This is a genomic window from Hyphomonas sp. J20-32, from assembly GCF_055808555.1.
On sequence record NZ_CM147873.1, the window covers coordinates 1,642,970 to 1,661,655 of the forward strand.

Annotated in this window: 17 protein-coding genes and 1 tRNA gene; 14 read left to right on the top strand and 4 right to left on the bottom strand. The window is 63.1% G+C overall.

All coding sequences use genetic code 11. The features are described 5' to 3' along the window. Positions 1-52 precede the first annotated feature (52 nt). The 3 genes from AC0L7I_RS08205 (at position 53) to AC0L7I_RS08215 (ending at position 2,086) form a co-directional block, all read left to right on the top strand. On the top strand, positions 53-589 hold the full coding sequence (locus tag AC0L7I_RS08205; protein ID WP_473399069.1) for a DUF805 domain-containing protein: 537 nt from the start codon (positions 53-55) through the stop codon (positions 587-589). Between the two features lie 144 nt (positions 590-733). Next, positions 734-1,270, top strand: a complete 537-nt coding sequence (locus AC0L7I_RS08210; RefSeq protein ID WP_473399070.1) for a DUF805 domain-containing protein — start codon at positions 734-736, stop codon at positions 1,268-1,270. 21 nt (positions 1,271-1,291) lie between these two features. Further along, on the top strand, positions 1,292-2,086 hold the full coding sequence (locus AC0L7I_RS08215) for a hypothetical protein (RefSeq protein WP_473399071.1): 795 nt from the start codon (positions 1,292-1,294) through the stop codon (positions 2,084-2,086). Here the strand turns inward: AC0L7I_RS08215 and lipB are convergent. Then, positions 2,071-2,769, bottom strand: coding sequence for a lipoyl(octanoyl) transferase LipB (gene lipB, locus AC0L7I_RS08220; RefSeq protein WP_473399072.1), 699 nt, complete (start codon positions 2,767-2,769; stop codon positions 2,071-2,073). The two genes, AC0L7I_RS08215 and lipB, sit on opposite strands and share 16 nt — an antisense overlap. Positions 2,770-2,855: 86 nt before the next feature. Here lipB and AC0L7I_RS08225 point away from each other — a divergent pair. The 5 genes from AC0L7I_RS08225 to AC0L7I_RS08245 all read left to right on the top strand — a co-directional run bounded on the left by AC0L7I_RS08225 (position 2,856) and on the right by AC0L7I_RS08245 (position 7,650). Further along, a tRNA-Leu gene (locus AC0L7I_RS08225) sits at positions 2,856-2,940 on the top strand. A 179-nt stretch (positions 2,941-3,119) separates the two neighbouring features. After that, entirely contained in the window at positions 3,120-4,502 is a 1,383-nt protein-coding gene (gene mgtE, locus AC0L7I_RS08230) for a magnesium transporter (RefSeq protein ID WP_473399073.1), read from the top strand. Positions 4,503-4,609: 107 nt separating this feature from the next. Further along, entirely contained in the window at positions 4,610-5,842 is a 1,233-nt protein-coding gene (locus AC0L7I_RS08235; protein ID WP_473399074.1) for a lysozyme, read from the top strand. Positions 5,843-5,900: 58 nt separating this feature from the next. Continuing rightward, on the top strand, positions 5,901-7,073 hold the full coding sequence (locus tag AC0L7I_RS08240; protein ID WP_473399075.1) for an isovaleryl-CoA dehydrogenase: 1,173 nt from the start codon (positions 5,901-5,903) through the stop codon (positions 7,071-7,073). A 16-nt stretch (positions 7,074-7,089) separates the two neighbouring features. Beyond that, a complete protein-coding gene (locus AC0L7I_RS08245) occupies positions 7,090-7,650 on the top strand; it encodes an arsinothricin resistance N-acetyltransferase ArsN1 family B (protein WP_473399076.1) in 561 nt (186 codons plus the stop codon). Here AC0L7I_RS08245 and AC0L7I_RS08250 read toward each other — a convergent pair. Further along, positions 7,647-9,632, bottom strand: a complete 1,986-nt coding sequence (locus tag AC0L7I_RS08250) for an ATP-binding protein (protein ID WP_473399077.1) — start codon at positions 9,630-9,632, stop codon at positions 7,647-7,649. The genes AC0L7I_RS08245 and AC0L7I_RS08250 overlap by 4 nt on opposite strands. Before the next feature lie 107 nt (positions 9,633-9,739). After that, on the bottom strand, positions 9,740-11,530 hold the full coding sequence (locus AC0L7I_RS08255; protein ID WP_473399078.1) for a patatin-like phospholipase family protein: 1,791 nt from the start codon (positions 11,528-11,530) through the stop codon (positions 9,740-9,742). A 122-nt stretch (positions 11,531-11,652) separates the two neighbouring features. Here AC0L7I_RS08255 and AC0L7I_RS08260 point away from each other — a divergent pair, with 122 nt between their 5' ends. From AC0L7I_RS08260 to AC0L7I_RS08275, 4 genes are all read left to right on the top strand, one after another. Further along, positions 11,653-13,260 carry a carboxyl transferase domain-containing protein gene (locus AC0L7I_RS08260; RefSeq protein ID WP_473399080.1) on the top strand — a complete coding sequence of 536 codons (1,608 nt, stop codon included), beginning with the start codon at positions 11,653-11,655 and terminating at the stop codon, positions 13,258-13,260. Between the two features lie 101 nt (positions 13,261-13,361). After that, positions 13,362-13,673 (top strand): EF-hand domain-containing protein, encoded by a 312-nt coding sequence (locus tag AC0L7I_RS08265; RefSeq protein WP_473399081.1) that lies wholly within the window; start codon positions 13,362-13,364, stop codon positions 13,671-13,673. 151 nt (positions 13,674-13,824) lie between these two features. Continuing rightward, the gene (locus AC0L7I_RS08270; protein WP_473399083.1) at positions 13,825-14,409 is read left to right on the top strand and encodes an NAD(P)H-dependent oxidoreductase; all 585 of its coding nucleotides are present in this window, start codon (positions 13,825-13,827) and stop codon (positions 14,407-14,409) included. Positions 14,410-14,558: 149 nt separating this feature from the next. Continuing rightward, positions 14,559-15,362 carry an enoyl-CoA hydratase-related protein gene (locus tag AC0L7I_RS08275; protein WP_473399084.1) on the top strand — a complete coding sequence of 268 codons (804 nt, stop codon included), beginning with the start codon at positions 14,559-14,561 and terminating at the stop codon, positions 15,360-15,362. On the opposite strand, the gene AC0L7I_RS08280 is transcribed toward AC0L7I_RS08275, so the two are convergent. Next, entirely contained in the window at positions 15,346-15,702 is a 357-nt protein-coding gene (locus AC0L7I_RS08280) for a hypothetical protein (protein ID WP_473399085.1), read from the bottom strand. The two genes, AC0L7I_RS08275 and AC0L7I_RS08280, sit on opposite strands and share 17 nt — an antisense overlap. 129 nt (positions 15,703-15,831) lie before the next feature. On the opposite strand from AC0L7I_RS08280, the gene AC0L7I_RS08285 reads away from it, so the two are divergent. After that, on the top strand, positions 15,832-16,707 hold the full coding sequence (locus AC0L7I_RS08285) for a DUF817 domain-containing protein (protein ID WP_473399086.1): 876 nt from the start codon (positions 15,832-15,834) through the stop codon (positions 16,705-16,707). A gap of 48 nt (positions 16,708-16,755) precedes the next feature. Beyond that, positions 16,756-18,660 (top strand): acetyl/propionyl/methylcrotonyl-CoA carboxylase subunit alpha, encoded by a 1,905-nt coding sequence (locus AC0L7I_RS08290; RefSeq protein ID WP_473399088.1) that lies wholly within the window; start codon positions 16,756-16,758, stop codon positions 18,658-18,660. The last annotated feature ends 26 nt before the right edge of the window (positions 18,661-18,686 follow it).

An 18,686-nucleotide genomic window follows, 5' to 3' on the forward strand; every position in this document is an offset into this window, starting at 1 on the left:
TCGGTGGCGGAATTTCCGTTACCGTGACAGCCGGTTATGCAGGGAGGACAGCATGAACCTTTATCTCAGCCCGAACGGACGGATTGATCAGCCTACCTATTGGCGCGGCGTGATTACATTGTTTGTCATCAGTGCCGTCTTGACCGCAATTTCCGCTTACTCGTCCCCGTTTCTCGGTATTCTGAGCCTGGTCGTCGTCTGGCCCTGGATCGTCTTGCACGTGAAACGCTTCCATGATGCCGACAAGACGGGTTGGATCACGATCGGCATGGTCGTTCTCTCGATTGTCCTGTCCATGGTGCTTGGCAATATCGTGCTCGGACTGTTCGGCGTCGATACGCTCGAGATGCAGGAGCAGCTTGCGCGCGACATGGAAGACATGGCGTCCAGCAACGATCCCGGCGCGGTGATCGCTGCCACGATGGAAGCCGCCAAGAAAATGGCGCAGGCCCAGCTCGCGCCGAACATCGTGTCGACTGCAATTGTCACGGGCGTGATCGGCTTTGTCATGAGCCTGTTCAAGTCGACGCCCGGCACGAACAGGTTCGGGCCGCCACCGGGCGAAGTAGCGGCCGACACATTCGTCTGAGCCTGCTTGCGCCGATCAATCATCCTGCAGAGCCGGAGGTACGCTCCGGCTCTTTTTTGTTGCAAGAATTTATCGTTTATTGATAAGAGGCTGCAAAGGCGCTAAGACGCGACCAACCGGCGCCAACCCAAGGAGACCGCCCCGATGGACATCCAATATGTCCTGCTCAGCCCGAATGGCCGCATTGGCCCGCGCGATTTCGGTCGCGGGCTGATCCTGCTGACCGGCGCGATGATGATCGTCCAGATCGCGGTTGCGCTGGTGTCGCCCGCCTTTGGCATGCTGCAATACCCGCTTGTCTTCAGTTATGTCTGCGTGTTCGGCAAGCGGCTGCACGATGGCGGCTACAGCGCCTGGTTCTACCTTGTCTTCCTGGCGGGATATTTCGTGCTCTCGACAACCGCGACTGCCATCCTGATGCCGATCCTGTCGCCGGAAGCCCTCTTGATGCAGGCCGATTTCCAGAAACTTGCCATGGAAGGCCAGTTCAGCGCGGCCATGGAAGAAGTGGCAAAGATCGCACAGGAGCTTGCCCGCAAGTCCGTGCTCACCACGATTGTCGCCTTCCTGCTGACCAGCGGCGCGCTTGGCCTGATTGCCGCCCGTCTGCGGTCCGACCCGTCGACCAACCGGTTCGGCCCGCCCTCTGACAGCTCCGGCCAGGCTGACACGTTTTCCTGATTCCCCCCGAGGATATTGATAATGCAAGAATCTCCCGCCCTGATCGATCCGCACCGCCCGTGGATTCTCGATCGCCGTGACGACCCGTCAACGATGAACTGGATCCAGACCCTGTTCAATCCGATGGGCCAGTCCAGCAAGCTGCATTTCAGCAGAGCCTGGACGTTCATGTTCATGGGCCGCGTGCTGCTCTACCTGGTGCCGACATTTGTCGTGGCCGTTATCGGTATTGCCGGCGTGAAGACGGAATCGTTCAACAATCCCGTCAATCTCGGACCGATTCCAGTGCCGGCCATGCTGGTGCCCTTTGTGTTGTTCGTCCTTTTGACAGAGTACACGTCTTTCGTGGCCCATGTGCGGCGGCTGGCCGAAGCGGGCCGTTCCACGCTGCTGGCGGGACTTGTGCTGTTGCCGCTCATGCTCGGCATGCTGGCCTTTGCGGGCGGCGCTGCGATGGGCATTGCACAGCATGAGGCCCAGGCCGCCAAGGCGGCGCTCGAAAAGGAAATTGCCGCAGATCCGGTCCGGGCAGCGGCTGCCAAAGCGGAAGCAGAGGCCAAGGCGAAGGAGAATCCCAAAGCGAAGAAACCGCAGCAACGGCGCGGGCCGCCGCCGGAGCCCAAGACCGCAGGGGAGACGGCGATTGGCACCGGGATGGGCATGGCCCTCCCAATCTGGCTGCTTGCGTCTTTCGGGGCGATGCTGTGGACGTTGCTTTTTGTGGCGCGTATCCCCAATGGCGGCGTCGGCGAGTTCAGCACCGGCAGCCATATCCCTGAGAACGAAGCCTTGCGCAGACCCTACGAAACGGCCTGAAGCGGGCTCGGCACGGCCACCAGACGGTTGCCGAATACGGTTTCGAACGCATCGCGCAGGGCGATATCGACATCGCCCATGCTGGCCGGGATGCCGAGATCGACCAGGCTGGTCACGCCGTAGCGCGGGTCGGCGATGCCGCAAGGCGTGATTCCGGTGAAATGCTCGAGGTCCGGTTCGACGTTCAGTGAAATGCCGTGGAAGCTGACCCAGCGCTTCAGGCGTACGCCAATGGCGGCGATCTTGTCTTCGCGCAGCGGGCTGCCTGCTTGCGTGCGGTCGACCCAGACGCCGACACGGCCGTCGCGCGGTCCGGCGTCGATGTTGAAAGCGGCGAGGGCGGCGATGATCCAGGTTTCGAGATTCTGCACGAACGCCCGGACATCGCGGCCGCGTGCAGCGACATCCAGCATCACGTATGCGACGCGCTGGCCGGGGCCGTGATAAGTGTACTGGCCGCCGCGCCCGGCGTCGAAAACGGGAAAGCGGCTGGCATCCTTGAGGTCTTCCGGCTTGGCGGACGTGCCGGATGTGTAAAGCGGGGGATGTTCCAGGAACCAGACCAGTTCGGACGCCTCGCCCTCGCGAATCGCGCGGGCGCGGGCCTCCATGAAGGCGATGGCGGCCTCATATGGCACCGGGGCATCGGATACGGCCCATTCAACGGCGGGAAGTTTCTGCATGATCGTTCGCATATAGGCGACAATCGGGGCTTCACAAAGGTTTGCGCGCGCCTTATACGGCCCCTCTGCCTGTTAAAGACCAGTGTGCGGTCATGGCGGAATTGGTAGACGCGCAGCGTTGAGGTCGCTGTGGGGCAACCCGTGGAGGTTCGAGTCCTCTTGACCGCACCATCTGGCCTTTCCCGGCGCCATTCATCCAGGATGCATCGAGGTCAGGATTGCCCTTCGAAACGGCAAAGCCTTGACTGTGCCGTGTTGATGGTCAGGCGCGATCACGATTCTGTCGTCCCGGCCCGGCCCGTTGATGTCGCCGCTTGCCGAAACGCGCCAACCCCGGCAAGAACGGCGCCATGACGGATACTTCGCAGCCTTCTTCCCCGACACAGGACCCGGCCGAGATCGACGCCGCGCTGCTGGCGGACGTGAAGGATGCCGTCGAGGAGCACGATACGCGCTGGCTTGCCCGTACGCTGCAACGCATGCACCCGGCCGATGCGGCCGACCTGCTCGAGCAATTGCCCTATGACGCGTTCGAGGAAGCCGTCGAGCTTCTCGGCGGAGAACTGCCGCCCGATATCCTGATCGAGCTGCGTGATTCCTATCGCGAAGGCGCCGTCGACATGCTGCCCGACCACGCGGTCGCCAACGCACTCGACGAACTCGATTCCGATGACGCGACCACGATCCTCGACGACCTGGACGATGACCGGCGCGAGCGTATCCTCGAAGACCTCGCCCCGATCGACCGGGCCCAGCTCGAACGCGGCCTTGCTTATGAGGAAGAGACCGCCGGTCGTCTCATGCAGACGGAATTCGTGGCGCTGCCCGAATTCTGGACGGTCGGCCAGTCCATCGATTATGCCCGCAAGCTAGGGACCGAGCTGCCGGAAGTCTTCTACGAAGTCTATGTCACCGATCCGGCCCACCGCCTCGCCGGTGTCGTATCGCTGGCAACGCTGCTGCGCTCGCCGCGCGACACGCCGCTGTCGGACATCATGGAAGACCCGATGTCCAGTATTACCACCGACATGGACCAGGAAGAGGTCGCCTACCAGTTTCAGAAATACTCGCTCGCCTCGGCGCCGGTGAAGGACTCGGCCGGTCGGCTTGTCGGCATGATCACGGTCGACGACATGGTCGACGTCATCCAGTCTGAAAACACCGAAGACCTGCTGTCCCTGCTCAACGTCAGCTCGGCCGCCGGCTCCGACTCGGTCTGGGACACGGTCAGGGCGCGTGCGCCCTGGCTGGGCGTCAACCTTTTCACCGCCTTCATCGCCTCGGCGATCATTTCGATTTTCGAGGGCACGATCCAGCAGATCGTCGCACTGGCGATCCTGATGCCGGTTGTCGCAGCGCTCGGCGGCAATGCCGGCAGCCAGGGCCTTGCGGTGGCCGTGCGCGCCATCGCCGAACGCGAGCTTGACGGAGCGGCGGCCCGCCGGGCCGTGATGCGTGAATTCCTCAGCGGCCTGGTGAACGGGGTCATCTTCGCGATCGGTGTCGGCGCCATATCGCTGATCTGGTTCAGCGACGTGAAGCTGGCCCTTGTCATCGCCGCATCCATGCTGGCCACTTTCATGTGGGCGGGGCTTTCCGGCATCCTGGTGCCGCTCACCCTCAAACGGCTTGGCGCCGACCCCGCCGTCGCCTCTTCGGTGTTCGTGTTGACCCTGACCGATGTGATGGCGTTCTTCAGTTTCCTGGGGCTGGCGTCGCTGGTCCTGCTGTAAAACGGGGCATTTGCCGTACCAAGTTCGCCGCTTAGGCGAACAGGCGCGCCATTTGCAGGTTGGCGCGATAGTAAAAGTCCAATTGTATCAATACGGGAGCCACCTGTATGGCCCGTCCAATGCGAACGTCCCGGCAAGGGCTCGAACTCGTCAAGAGCTTTGAGGGCTTTCGTTCGCGTGCAATTGCGCTTCCGAATGGCACCTGGATCATTGGATTTGGCCACACGGCCACGGCCCGCAAGGGCCTGACCGTCACCAGAGCCGATGCCGAATTGATCCTGCGCCATCATGACCTTCTGCCTGTCGAACAGGCGATTGCCGACCGTGTCCTCGCGCCGCTCAACCAGAATGAATTCGACGCGCTCGCCTCGTTCGTTTTCAATATCGGCATTGAAGCTTTTACCGGCTCCGAGGTGCTGAACTATCTCAACATGGGTGACCGCCTGCAGGCGGCAGACGCGATGGGCTTTTGGCGCAAGGGCCGTATCGAGGGCGAAGTGCGCGTGATCGACGCGCTGGTGCGCCGTCGCGCAGCCGAGACAGCGCTTTTCCTCGAACACCCGTCGGGCCGGGCGTCTATCCCTTCCGCGCTTGTCCGGCCTGAACTGGATGTCGACGCATCGCTGATGACGCCGCACGAGCGGGCAATTGTCGTCGAAACGCGGGTCGACGGAGATCGCGCGACCGCCGCCAGGACGCGCGCGCCCGGCAGTTCGCCGCAGGCCGCTGCCCGCGCCGTCAACGAGCGGCTCACACGTATCCTCGGCGAGAATGCGTCGCTTGCATCCGGCCAGGCACGCCCGGTCGCCGACAATGACAGTGTTCAGGACGGTCCGAGTATTGACGAAATCACCCGCGCTGTATCGGCCCTGGCCGATCCCGAGGGCAAATCGCAATTGTCGCCCGTGATCGATGTGGCCAAGGGACCGCCTGAAGGCGTCGAGCGCCGCCGTACGCCGCGGCCACCGTCGCCGCCGCCTTATGGCTCACCGCTCGCGCATGGTGGCGGCATGCTGCCGCCGGCGGAACCGGCCGTTGTCGACGACCTCCAGCAAATCCGCCTCAGCGACGAGGAAATCGAGCGCACCCTCGCGGAGAATGGCAACTATCATGATGACACTTGGTATGAAGTCATGCGCGAAGGCTGGCCGTTCGCGCTGCTGGCAGGCCTTGGCATGATCGGCTTTCTCCTGGGAGTCGAACGGTTCTTCAGGGAGGCCTCACGCCTCGTCGAGCGCACATCCGATATCTATGTCGGGCCGCTGGTCGCGCTTGGCAGCGGGGTCGTCCTTGTGACCTCCGCCTATTACCTGATGCGGATTCTGGCGCGGCGGACCTGACCGTCCCTGCAATGTATTTTCCGCTGACATGCCCGGCAGCTCCTGCTAGTCAGGCGGGATGATTGCGAACACATATCCCAGCCTGAACTTCGATCTCGGCGAAACCGCCGACATGATCCGTGAAACCGTGGCAAGCTTTGCCCAGAACGAGATCGCGCCGCGCGCCGCAGAGATCGACCGGACCGACACATTCCCGCGCGACCTGCTGCCCAAGATGGGCGAACTGGGCCTGCTCGGCATCACCGTGGAAGAGGAATGGGGCGGCACCGGCCTCGGCTATCTCGAACATGTCGTGGCGATGGAGGAAATCTCCCGCGCCTCGGCTTCAGTGGGCCTGTCCTACGGCGCCCACTCGAACCTCTGCGTCAACCAGCTGCGCCGCTGGGGCAATGACGACCAGAAGACGCGCTACCTGCCGAAACTGATCTCCGGCGAACATCTCGGCGCCCTCGCGATGAGCGAAAGCGGCGCCGGTTCCGACGTCGTCTCGATGAAGCTGCGGGCCGACAAAAAGGGCGACCGCTACGTCCTCAACGGCACCAAGATGTGGATCACCAATGCCCCGGACGCCGACACGCTTGTCGTCTATGCCAAGACCGATCCGCAGGGCGGCTCGAAGGGCATCACAGCCTTCCTGATCGAACGCGGGTTCAAGGGTTTCTCCGTGGCGCAAAAGCTCGACAAGCTGGGCATGCGCGGATCGGAGACCGGCGAACTGGTGTTCGACAATTGCGAAGTGCCCGAAGCGAACGTCATGGGCCCGGTGGGCGCCGGCGCACGCATCCTGATGAGCGGCCTCGACTATGAACGCGCTGTGCTGTCGGCGGGCCCGACCGGCATCATGCAGGCCTGCCTGGACGTCGTGATCCCCTATATCCACGACCGCAAGCAGTTCGGCCAGTCGATCGGCGAGTTCCAGCTCGTGCAGGGCAAGCTCGCCGACATGTATGTCCAGATGAATGCCGCCAAGGCCTATGTCTATGCGGTGGCCAAGGCGTGTGACCGGGGCGAGACGGCCCGCAAGGATGCGGCCGGGGCGATCCTGTATGCGGCGGAAACCGCGACCAAGCTGGCGCTCGATGCCATCCAGCTGCTCGGCGGCAACGGCTATATCAACGAATACCCGACCGGTCGCCTCCTGCGCGACGCGAAGCTTTACGAGATCGGCGCTGGCACAAGCGAAATCCGCCGCTGGCTGATTGGTCGGGAACTGTTCGGCGAGACAGCCTGATACCGGGGCGGAGCCGATGATCACCATCCGGCTCGCACGCCTGGAAGACGCCGCCGATATAGCGGCGATCTACGCCCCGATTGTGCGCGACACGGCCATCTCGTTCGAAACCGAACCGCCCACGCCGGAAGAGATGCGCCAACGCATCGCCGCGACGCTGGTCTCCCACCCTTGGCTGGTTGCCGAGCAGGACGGTGGAATCCTCGGGTATGCCTATGCCTCGCAGCACCGCACGCGTGCGGCCTATCGGTGGTCCTGTGACGTGACCATATACATGGGTGAGGCAGTGCGGGGTCGGGGAATAGGAACACGTCTTTACACAGAATTGTTCGATATCCTGTGCTTGCAAGGATTTCGTTCGGCTTTCGCGGGCATTTCCCTGCCGAATGCAGCCAGCATCGCGCTTCATGAGAAAGCCGGTTTCCAGCATCTCGGCACCTACACGCATGTCGGATACAAACATGGCGCCTGGCACGATGTAGGCTGGTGGCAGCGGCCGCTGGCGGCTCTGGCTGATGGCCAGCCGGATGAACCGCGTTTGCTGAGGGATGTCCTGCCGGGACGGACGGGTGTCTAGGCCTTGCGGCGGCGGTCTTCTTGCGCGGTTGTTCCTGCCAGGCATTCTTCGACCACGGTCATCAGTGAGTTCTGGTCTATCGGCTTGGACACGTAGCCGTCAAAACCCCGGGCGAGGTATTTCTCCTGGTCCCCGCGCATGGAATCGGCCGTCAGGGCGATCACCGGGATAGCGGCATTCGGGCCTGCCCCGGCGCGCAAGCGGTCGAACGCGCGCTGCCCGTCAAGTTCGGGCATGTGAATGTCCATCAGGACAAGTTTGAACTGACTGCCCTCAAGTTTTTCAAGCGCATGCTTTCCATTGATCGCCTCGTCGACTTCGTATCCCTTCTGCTCGAGGAAGGTCCGGGCGACGCACCGGTTGATCGCATTGTCGTCTACAACGAGCAATCTTGCGCTCGCATTCGGCAATTGACGCGCTTCGGCAGGCTTCGGCTCAGCCGGTTGCAGTTTTCGCAGCAGCGTTTCCCTTGAAACAGATTGTCGGATTTCGGCTTCAAACGTCAGCGTAAAGATTGAACCCCGGTCCGGTTCGCTGACGAGCGTGACATCGCCGCCCATCATCCGGGCAAGCTGGCGCGTGATTGGCAGGCCAAGCCCGGTGCCGCCGTAACGGCGCGTTGTCGAGCCGTCAGCCTGCGCGAAGGATTCGAAAATCCTGTCCATCTTGTCGGCCGGAATACCGCAGCCGGTGTCGGACACATGGATCGTGACCTTCATATTGTCCCCGTCGCCCGGCTGACAGGTCGCAACAACGAGGATGTCGCCGGATTCGGTGAACTTGATGGCGTTCGAGATCAGGTTGCCGACGCATTGTCTTACGCGGATGGGATCGATTGTCAGGGTCGATGGCACGCTCGGGTCGATAAACAGTTTAAGCTTGAGGCCCTTTTCGTCTGCACTCGGCTCATACAGCTTGCAGAGCCGGTCCAGCTTGTGGCGAAGGTCCGATTCGATCGGGGACACTTCCATATGGCCGGCTTCAATCTTGGAGAGGTCGAGGATATCGTTCAGTATAGAGAGCAGGGCATTTCCTGATTCGAGGATAACGTTCACCTGATCGGCGCGTTGCGTGTCGAGGCCGGAACTGGCCAGAACTTGCGCCATGCCGAGAATGCCGTTCAGGGGCGTGCGGATTTCATGGCTCATATTTGCCAGGAATTCGGACTTCAGTTGGGTTGCGAGTTCGGCTTTCTGGACGGCTGACGCGAGCTCGTGGGCGATTTTTCGTTCCTCGCGCACGTCCCTTGCGTGGGAGATGAATATCCGTTCGCCCCGTACTTCAGAATAGACGCTCGACAGGGCATTCGACACGATGATCTCTTCGCCGGTCTTGCTCAGGAGGACGATGTCGATGACCTCCTGTTCGATCTTGCCGCCCCACATTTTCGTGCCGGCCTTGACGACGGCGTTGAAATCCTCCGGACGCATGATCACGGCACTGGACTGGCCGATCAGTTCGTCCGGCTCATATCCGAGCAGCTCATTTAATGCCGGGTTGGCATAGATGATTTCGGCTGACTCAGTGGTCAGCGTAATGCCCTGAACGGCGTGAGTGAAGGCTGCGAGGAACATCTCGTAGGAATCGTTCGCGGCATCGCGTTCCCTGACAAGGTCGGTGATCTCGACAGAGCAGATCAGGCAGCCATCGTCCTTTGGCAGGATCGTATAGCGCACCACGGTGCCCTGCAGGTGCTTCAGCCGGCCTTTCGGGCTGGGCTTTCGTCCGCTGTTGAAGAGTTCCCTTATCTCGCCTGTCTCGATGCAAAGGACCGCGTCGCGAAACATGCTGGAGTCCCGGTAGGCCGGATCGACGTCGCAGACGCGCAGGCCGACAATCGATCCACCTTCAGGAAGAACAACCCTGTTGGCCGCCTCATTGGCTGTCACCCAGATGAAGTCGACGATCTGGCCATCGGAATCGCGTACGGGTTCCAGTTCCACAATTGTAAACGGCAACATGTCCAGGACGGCTGCATCCATGGCTGAGTTCCTCCTGGCCGGACGGGATTGTTTTTCTGGGTCGCGGCTGACAGGATAATGTCACTTTTTCGGTTAACGGACTATTGAAACCAGGGCGGTGGATCCGGTTAAGGTGTGCAGCATTTTGCCTTGATATCGCTCGATTCCAGCGCCTTCTTGGTGGCCTCATAACCTTCCTCGACGGTCGCGTCGTAAACTTCCCAGTCACGCAGTTCCGTGTCGATCAGGTCCGGCAGGACAAGGACATCCGTCATGTCCCGGCCGAAGGTCCGATCGGCCCGGATCGTGGCGGTTCGCATCAACAGGCCGGCAATCGGCGGGGCGGCGGAGAACCCATTTCCCAGCACCCAGCGGAAAAAGTTGGGCGGATTGATGAACTCCTCGACATTGAGGCCCTCGGCCTGCTGGGTCACGTCGCAGCCGACCACATAGCCGCGATGCAAGTCGCGCATCACATCGACCGGGAAATTGTTGAGTACAGCCCCGTCGACAAGCACGTCGTTCCCGTCAACGACAGGTGGCAGGATGCCGGGCAGGGAAATCGTGGCGCGCAGGGCGTCACGCAACAGGCCGGTCCGGTGCAAGTGCAGCGTGCCCGTCGTGAGGTTTGTCGAGGTCGCGAAGAAGGGAATGTCGAGATCGCCGATCTCTGCCTCGCCGAAATGTTCCTTCAGGCGGGCATTGACGCGTACGCCCTTCACCATGCCGACCACAGGCAGGTTGTAGTCGCCGAGCGGATTGGTCTCGACAAAGGCCTTGCGGATGCGCTGGTCGATTTCGGTGTCGTCCCAGCCCATGGCGACGCAGGCGGCGATCACCGCGCCCATCGACGAGCCGCCGACAAAGTCGATCGGGATGCCTTCTTCGCGGATCGCCCTCACCATGCCGATATGTGAATAGGCCCGCGCCCCGCCGCCCGACATGACCACGCCGACCGAGCGACCGTCCATGACACGGGCAAGGTGCGCGCAGCTTTTACCGTGCACACCGGTCCAGTGGAACACACGGGTTCCGCCCGAGGCCTCGAGCCATTCGACGGGCCGGGCGGCCCGGCGCTCGTTGCCGGGATGCAGCAGCACGACGTCGACCAGTTTCAGGGCCAGCGCCGGCGACTTCTCGTCCGGCATCAGCGGGATCGACGGTCGCGCATCGGCCCGTGCCATGACCCATATCCGATCGGCCTGCCGGATCGACAGGCGAAACCAGGCATTGTCGCCAATCGTCGAGATCAGGATCACCACATCATGGTGCATTTCCAGGTCGTCGAAGAAGGCCGCGGGTTTCTCGTCCCCCTCCTTTTCGCCCACCACGACAGCAGACTTCCCCGCCCGGCCGAGGCACTCGGCCAGCGCCTTGGCGCGCAGGGTCAGGTCTATCGTGGGCGACGTGGCGACCAGCGTGAACACTTTCGGCGCGGCTCGAGTCGACCGCTGCCCGGCCTTGCCGAGGCGTTTCAGGATGACCCGGATCATGCCCTCGAGCAGTTCTGGCTCGGCTTTCACCATGCGCTGCCAGCCCTTGCGGGTGATCGCGATCACTTCCGAATCGCGGATCGCATAGACCGATCCCGTGTGCGGGGCATTCTCCGGTTCGCCGTCGCCGTCGAGGTCGAGTCCGCCGAGGAACAGGGCCATCTCGCCCACGGGTTCGCCGGTTCGGATATGCCCGATAAATTCGTCCACGCCGTCCGGGCTTTCCCGGAACGCGCCCAGCGAGCCTGACAGGACGAAATAGATACAGTCCGCCGGCTCACCCGTCTTGAACAGGGCGCCACCGGCCGAGAGCGAGAACCAGCGGGCTTCCTTGCCGGCTGCTTTCATGGCACGGGCCGGCACGTCCTTCAGGAACGGGATATTCTTCAGCGCCGGCGTGACGTCGATATTCATGTGAGTGAGCATGCCCATTTCGTGTGAACCTTCCAAGTGGGAGCTTACCTGAACTCTCTCAATTTTGAGTTACAGCCGCGTGACAGTGGGCCCGGGCCTCGCTAAGCAGGCCTTTGGCCCATAAGGGAGGCACCATGCCGGTATTGAAATCGAGTCTCGACGTTGCCGGGCCGGGCTTTGCCCGCAACCGCGCCGCCATGCAGGCCCTGCTGGACGAACTGGCCGAAAAGACCGCAGCGGCGGCCCTTGGCGGCCCTGAAGCCTCACGCAAGCGCCACACTGAGCGGGGCAAGCTGCTGCCGCGCGAGCGCGTCGAGCGCCTCGTTGACCCGGGCAGCGCCTTCCTTGAGATCGGCGCGCTGGCCGCCCATGGCATGTATGACGGCGATGCGCCCGGCGCCGGCATCATCACGGGCGTTGGCCGCATCGAGGGCCGCGAATGCATGATCGTCTGCAATGACGCCACGGTGAAGGGCGGCACCTACTATCCCCTGACGGTCAAGAAACACCTGCGCGCGCAGGAGATCGCCCTCGAAAACCGCCTGCCATGCATCTATCTCGTCGATTCCGGCGGGGCGAACCTGCCGCACCAGTCGGAAATCTTCCCCGACCGCGAACATTTCGGCCGCATCTTCTACAACCAGGCCCAGATGAGCGCGAAGGGCATCCCCCAGATCGCCGCCGTCATGGGCAGCTGCACCGCTGGCGGCGCCTATGTGCCCGCAATGAGCGACGAGACCATTATCGTGCGCAAGCAGGGCACCATCTTTCTCGGCGGCCCGCCTTTGGTGAAGGCTGCCACCGGCGAGATCATCTCCGCCGAAGACCTCGGCGGCGCCGATGTCCATGCCCGCCAGTCCGGCGTCGCCGACCATTATGCCGCCCATGACGCCCACGCGCTCGCCATCGTGCGTTCGATCATCCGCACGCTTGCCACGCCCAAGCCCCAGCCCTTCGCCCTCACAGAGCCGGCTGAGCCCCTCTACGACCCCGCCGAACTGCACGGCCTCGTTCCGCCGGACCTGAAAGAGACCTATGACGCGCGCGAAGTCATCGCCCGCCTCGTTGACGGCTCGGAATTCCACGAGTTCAAGAAGCTCTATGGCGAAACCCTCGTCTGCGGTTTCGCCCGGCTCTACGGCATGCCGGTCGCGATCCTCGCCAACAATGGCATCCTGTTCTCCGAGAGCGCCCAGAAGGCGGCCCACTTCATCGAACTGGCAGACCAGCGCCGCATCCCCCTCGTTTTCCTGCAGAACCTCACCGGCTTCATGGTCGGCTCGAAATATGAGGCCGGCGGCATCGCCAAGGACGGCGCCAAGATGGTCACCGCCGTCGCCACCGCCAGCGTGCCCAAGTTCACCGTGGTGACAGGCGGCAGCTTTGGCGCAGGCAATTACGGCATGTGCGGGCGCGCCTATTCGCCCCGCTTTCTCTTCATGTGGCCGAACGCGCGCATCTCGGTCATGGGCGGTGAACAGGCCGCCTCCGTGCTTGCCACGGTCAAGCGCGAAGGCATAGAGCGCAAGGGCGGAGAGTGGGCGGCGCAGGAGGAAGAAGACTTCAAACAGCCGATCCGCGATCTCTACGAGGAAGAGGGCAATCCCTATTTCTCCACCGCGCGCCTCTGGGATGATGGCATCATCGACCCCGCCGACACACGCCGCGTCCTCGGCCTCGCCCTCTCCGCCAGCCTCAACGCCCCATTCCCGGACCGCGGGTTCGGCGTGTTTCGGATGTGATCATTACATCTGGTTCGTGAACGGCTTTTCACGCCCAATTAATGGCGCCTTGCCGTATGTTTGTGCCTCAGGCGGCACACTTATGACGAAGGAGGTGCGATATGGCACGACGGGCAGGTTTCCTCATGGCGGCAGCGATGATGACGGCGCTGGCGGGCCATGCCGACCAGTTGCCGGATTTCTCCCAGTTCGATCTCGATGATGACGGCCTGATCTCGGAAGACGAATATGTCTCCCACCAGACCGGCACGCGCCGCGCCAATGAATCCGAGGCCCTCGCCAAGTTCGCCCGGTTCGATCTCGACCAGAACCATACGGTCAGCGAAGACGAGCTGCGCCGCGCCGTCGACGCCTGGCGGGGCAATGATGACGACACGTCCGTGTCCGCGACTGATCCGGCTGATAGCCAGTAACCGCATATGACACGGATCCGGGAGAGGGCCTGCCTGTGGCGGGCCCTCTTTTTGTGTCCGTGTCCCACGCCTAGGGGGAGTTGCGTATTGGGCGGCGTCGCCAGGTCTGGCAGGAACGGCGTCAGGGACAGGACTCGACCAGGAGCGCGACATGACCAGAATCTGTATCATAGACGGCCACCCGGACCCGGCGCCGCGCCATCTCATCCACGCGCTGTGCGATGCCTATGCCGAGGGTGCGGCGGAAGAGGAGCATCAGGTCACACGGATCGATGTGGGCAAGCTCTCCTTCCCGATTATGCAGACGGCGGAGGAATTCGCCACCCCGCCGCCCGAGCCGATCCTGACCGAGCGCGAGAAGATCGACGCCGCCGATCACCTGCTGATCGCCTTCCCGCTATGGCTGGGCGGCATGCCGGCCAAACTGCGCGCCTTCTTTGAGCAGGTCGCAAGGGATGAGTTCTTCCTCGCCAAGGTGGACAGCGCCGATCAATGGCCCCTGAAATTGATGAAGGGAAAATCCGCCCGCACGGTCATCACCATGGGCATGCCGGGCCTTGTCTACCGGTTCGGCATGGATTCAGGCGCCCTGCGTGCGCTGGAGCGCGGCGTGCTGGGGCTCTCCGGTTTCGGCCCGCTGCACCATACGATTCTCGGCGGGGCCGGCGAGGTCGATGAGGCCAAGTTCAAGCGCTGGTGCACCGACATGCGCATCCTCGGCCGCGAGGCTGTCTGAGCAGGTCCTTGCCGCCGGCGTGATACGTGCCCCATCCATGGCCTTTACGGGCTATCTCGTATTCGCTACCAGCCTGCATCTCTGGCATGGTGCGCGGGAACCGGCGCTCACGCCGCACCCGAACGCCCTTTCACACGTCAGGACACCGCATGACCGACACGATCTATGACACCATCCGCCTCGAAGCCACGCAGGAAGGCCTCGCGGTCGTCACCCTGAACCGGCCGGATGTGCACAATGCGTTCAATGCGGAAGTGATCGAGGAGCTGACCGACGCGTTCGACACGATTGCCGATCAGGATGCGATCCGGATGATGATCCTGCGCGGCGCGGGCCCGTCATTTTCCGCCGGGGCCGACCTCAACTGGATGAAGCAGGCCGCCGAACTGCACACGAAAGAGGACAATGAGCACGACGCGCAAAAGCTCGCCGCCATGCTCCAGTCGCTTTACGAAATGCCCCAGATGACACTCGCCCTCGTGCATGGCGCGGCCATGGGCGGCGGGGCTGGCCTCGTGGCGGCCTGCGATGTTGCCGTCGCCATGAACGGCACGAAGTTCCGCTTTTCCGAGGTCCGTCTTGGCCTCACCCCGGCGACGATCAGCCCCTATGTCATCGACGCCATCGGTCCGCGCTGGGCCCGTGCCTTGTTCGTTACCGCGGAAAGCTTCGACGCCGACTATGCCGAGCGCATGGGCCTCGTCCACTATGTCGTGGACGACCAGGCCGGCATGACAGCGATGGAAGAGCACCTGGCCGATCTGGTCTTCGCGGCGGCGCCAGGCGCGATCTCTGAATCCAAACGCCTCGTGCGCGATGTCACGGGCGAGATCATCGACAAGGATCTCGGCCACGAAACCGCGCGCCGCATTGCCGCTCGCCGGGCATCGGATGAAGGCAAGGAAGGCATCGCGGCCTTCCTCGAGAAGCGCAAGCCTAGCTGGGGTCGGTAACCAGCGTTTTCCTGACGGCTTTCACCGGAATGCCGAATTCTGACAACTGGTTCAATGTCGCGGTCACCGGGTTTATCCCGGTCATCTTCTCTATCGGTGTTTGGAACACATAGGCCAGCACGCCGACCAGGATGAGATAGATCACGAACTGCATCAAGGATTTCAGCAGGAAGGCCCCGGCGCTGCCCGCCACAAGGCCGATGCCGCCCAGGATCAGCGCGCCGCTGATCGGTGTCAAATTGCTGACATCGGCTGCCTGCGTATAGCCGATATAGCCGCCCACTGCCGCGCCGACGACGCCGGCAAGGCCGCTCAACTGAACTCCGGATGCATAGGCCATTTTTAGTCCCCTCAATTGACTAGGGTTAACCCTTACGACAAGCCGAGGGCCTGACAAAGCCGGAATTTTACCCCGGGACGGGCCCGGTCCGGTCTCAAACCCGCCCGTTTCCGGGCCGACGGATGCCTCATGCCCTCTGGACCGACCCCACCCCCCGCCACCCCCTTGCAACACCGCCTGCACACCGCTCGCGCCACCCTGCACGCCCGCTGGGTGCGCGGCCCGGTCAGCCAGTTCCTGTTCGAATTCCTCGCCTTCGGCATCAAACAGGCCTGGGCCTGCCTGTTCGGCGGCGCCATGCTCGGCCTGCTGCTGCTGACCTTCCTGTTCTATCCGGACGGGGCAGGGCTTTCACGCTACGACTTCCTCGTCCTTGCGGCATTGGCCATTCAGGCCACCATGCTCCTGTCCGGGCTCGAGACATGGGAAGAAGCGCGGATTATCCTCGTCTTCCACGTCGTCGGCACCGTGATGGAACTGTTCAAGACGCAGGCCGGCAGCTGGATCTATCCCGAGGACAGTTTCCTGCGCATCGGCGCCGTGCCGCTCTTCTCCGGCTTCATGTATGCCGCCGTCGGCTCTTATCTCGCCCGCGTCTGGCGCATCTTCGCCTTCCGCTTCACGCATTTCCCGCCGCTCTGGCTGCAGGGCCTGCTGGCCGTCGCCATCTATGTGAACTTCTTCGCCCACCACTGGCTGCCGGACGTGCGCCTCGCCCTGTTTGCCGCGACGCTCCTGATCTATGGCCGCTGCTGGGTGCGTTTCCGGCCCGACGTGTCCTACCGGCGCATGCCGCTTGTCGTCGGCTTTAGCCTCGTCGCGCTGTTCATCTGGTTTGCCGAGAATCTCGGCACTTTCGCCCGCGCCTGGGCCTATCCGGGGCAGGAGGACGGCTGGGAACTCGTCTCGCTCGCCAAGCTTGGTTCATGGTATCTCCTGATGATCATCAGCTTCGTGCTCGTGGCCAGCGTCCATCGCGTGCGGCAGGCGGAACTGTCGGACTGACGGTCGCGCAACTTGTCTTTTGAGGCAAAATCGGGTCTTGCTGCCGCCATGATCAAAAGCCTCCTCATTGCCAATCGCGGTGAAATCGCCTGCCGCATCATGGCCACCTGCCGCACCCTCGGAATCCGCACGATTGCGGTCTATTCCGACGCCGATGCGTATGCGAAACACGTCCGCGAAGCCGACGAGGCCGTGCATATCGGCCCCGCGCCTGCCGCCGAGAGCTACCTGCGCGCCGACAGGATTCTCGCCGCCGCGAAGGCCAGTGGCGCTGATGCCATCCATCCCGGCTACGGCTTCCTGTCTGAGAATGCCGATTTCGCTGAAGACGTGCGCAATGCCGGCCTCATCTGGGTCGGCCCGCCACCCTCTGCCATCCGCTCCATGGGCCTCAAGGATGAAGCCAAGCGCATCGCCGAGGAAGCCGGCGTGCCCGTGCTGCCCGGCTATCGCGGCGAGGCACAAGACCTGAAGACGCTGACAGCGGCGGCGAAAGACGTCGGCTACCCGCTGCTCATCAAGGCGATCGCCGGCGGCGGGGGCAGGGGCATCCGCCTCGTCTCTAAGGCGTCCGCCCTGAAGGACGAGCTGGAAAGCGCCGTACGCGAAGCCGAAGCCGCCTTCGGCGATGGCCGCGTCATGCTGGAAAAGCTGGTCGAACAGCCCCGCCATATCGAGGTCCAGGTCTTCGGCGACAGCCATGGCAACACGGTCCACCTGTTCGAGCGCGATTGCTCGCTGCAACGCCGCCGCCAGAAAGTGCTCGAAGAGGCCCCCGCACCCGGCATGCCGGACGATGTGCGCGCCGCCATGACAGACGCCGCCGTGAAACTCGCCGCCGCCGTGAAGTATGAAGGCGCCGGAACGGTGGAATTCATCGTCGATGGCAGCAAGCCGCTCAGCACTGACAGCTTCTGGTTCCTCGAAATGAACACAAGGCTGCAGGTCGAACATCCGGTCACCGAGATCGTGACAGGCACAGATCTTGTCGAGTGGCAGCTCCACGTCGCGGGCGGCGGTGAGCTGCCCCTGACGCAGGACGAAATCACGCTTCGCGGCCACGCCATCGAGGCCCGCATCTGCGCCGAAGACCCGTCCGAAGGCTTCCGCCCCGGCGCGGGCCTGATCCTTGAGTTCGGGCTGCTCGAACCCGTCGACGGCGAGTTGGTCCGCTGGGACACCGGCTTCGAAACCGGCGACCGCGTGCCTTCAAGCTATGATTCCATGATCGCGAAACTGATCGTGTCCGGCGATGACCGCGAAGAGGCCGTCGACCGGCTGATCGACACGCTCGCCCATACCCAGCTAGTCGGCGTACCGTCCAATGCGGGCTTCTTGCGCCGATGCGCCATGTCGGACGCCTTCCTCGATGCCACCCATCATGTGAACTGGATCGCCGAACAGGGTGACGCGCTCACTGCCGCACCCGAGGCCCACCAGCACGCCTCGGTCATGGCCGTCTGCGACGTTCAGCTGGACGCGCCGGGCGCCGCCCAGCCTTGGGACATGAAAGATGGTTGGCGCATGAACCGCGCCTCCATGCACAGGGCGTCCGTGGCCGTCGGCGGCGATGCCGACTGGATCGACCCTGACGACTTCGAGGTCGAACAGGACCTTCCGCTCCCGCTCGTCACCGACCTCTCACCCCGCCGTTACGCCGTCACCACGGCAGGCGACAGCGTGCTGGTCGAAGTGCCGGACTATGACGCCGATGTCGAAGCCCTGCTCGGCGGCGACGCGGTGAAAGCCCCGATGCCGGGCAAGGTCATCGCCATGAACGTCAAGGCGGGCGACACCGTCACCCACGGCCAGACGCTCGCCGTCATGGAAGCGATGAAGATGGAGCACAGCCTCGGCGCCCCGCGCGACGGCGTCGTGGAGAAGGTGTCAGGCACGGTCGGCGAGCAGGTGGCCGAAGGCGTGGTCCTGGTCCAACTGGCCGAAGAGTCCTGACAGCCTGAGCGCTCAGGATGAGCTTG

Coding starts and splice junctions, on each gene's coding strand:
- AC0L7I_RS08235 (WP_473399074.1), top strand. CDS start 4,610: ATGGCCCGTCCAATGCGAACGTCCCGGCAAGGGCTCGAACTCGTCAAG.
- AC0L7I_RS08285 (WP_473399086.1), top strand. CDS start 15,832: ATGCCCTCTGGACCGACCCCACCCCCCGCCACCCCCTTGCAACACCGC.
- AC0L7I_RS08260 (WP_473399080.1), top strand. CDS start 11,653: ATGCCGGTATTGAAATCGAGTCTCGACGTTGCCGGGCCGGGCTTTGCC.
- AC0L7I_RS08265 (WP_473399081.1), top strand. CDS start 13,362: ATGGCACGACGGGCAGGTTTCCTCATGGCGGCAGCGATGATGACGGCG.
- mgtE (WP_473399073.1), top strand. CDS start 3,120: ATGACGGATACTTCGCAGCCTTCTTCCCCGACACAGGACCCGGCCGAG.
- AC0L7I_RS08275 (WP_473399084.1), top strand. CDS start 14,559: ATGACCGACACGATCTATGACACCATCCGCCTCGAAGCCACGCAGGAA.
- AC0L7I_RS08255 (WP_473399078.1), bottom strand. CDS start 11,530: ATGCTCACTCACATGAATATCGACGTCACGCCGGCGCTGAAGAATATC.
- AC0L7I_RS08280 (WP_473399085.1), bottom strand. CDS start 15,702: ATGGCCTATGCATCCGGAGTTCAGTTGAGCGGCCTTGCCGGCGTCGTC.
- lipB (WP_473399072.1), bottom strand. CDS start 2,769: ATGCAGAAACTTCCCGCCGTTGAATGGGCCGTATCCGATGCCCCGGTG.
- AC0L7I_RS08250 (WP_473399077.1), bottom strand. CDS start 9,632: ATGGATGCAGCCGTCCTGGACATGTTGCCGTTTACAATTGTGGAACTG.
- AC0L7I_RS08290 (WP_473399088.1), top strand. CDS start 16,756: ATGATCAAAAGCCTCCTCATTGCCAATCGCGGTGAAATCGCCTGCCGC.
- AC0L7I_RS08270 (WP_473399083.1), top strand. CDS start 13,825: ATGACCAGAATCTGTATCATAGACGGCCACCCGGACCCGGCGCCGCGC.
- AC0L7I_RS08210 (WP_473399070.1), top strand. CDS start 734: ATGGACATCCAATATGTCCTGCTCAGCCCGAATGGCCGCATTGGCCCG.
- AC0L7I_RS08245 (WP_473399076.1), top strand. CDS start 7,090: ATGATCACCATCCGGCTCGCACGCCTGGAAGACGCCGCCGATATAGCG.
- AC0L7I_RS08205 (WP_473399069.1), top strand. CDS start 53: ATGAACCTTTATCTCAGCCCGAACGGACGGATTGATCAGCCTACCTAT.
- AC0L7I_RS08240 (WP_473399075.1), top strand. CDS start 5,901: ATGATTGCGAACACATATCCCAGCCTGAACTTCGATCTCGGCGAAACC.
- AC0L7I_RS08215 (WP_473399071.1), top strand. CDS start 1,292: ATGCAAGAATCTCCCGCCCTGATCGATCCGCACCGCCCGTGGATTCTC.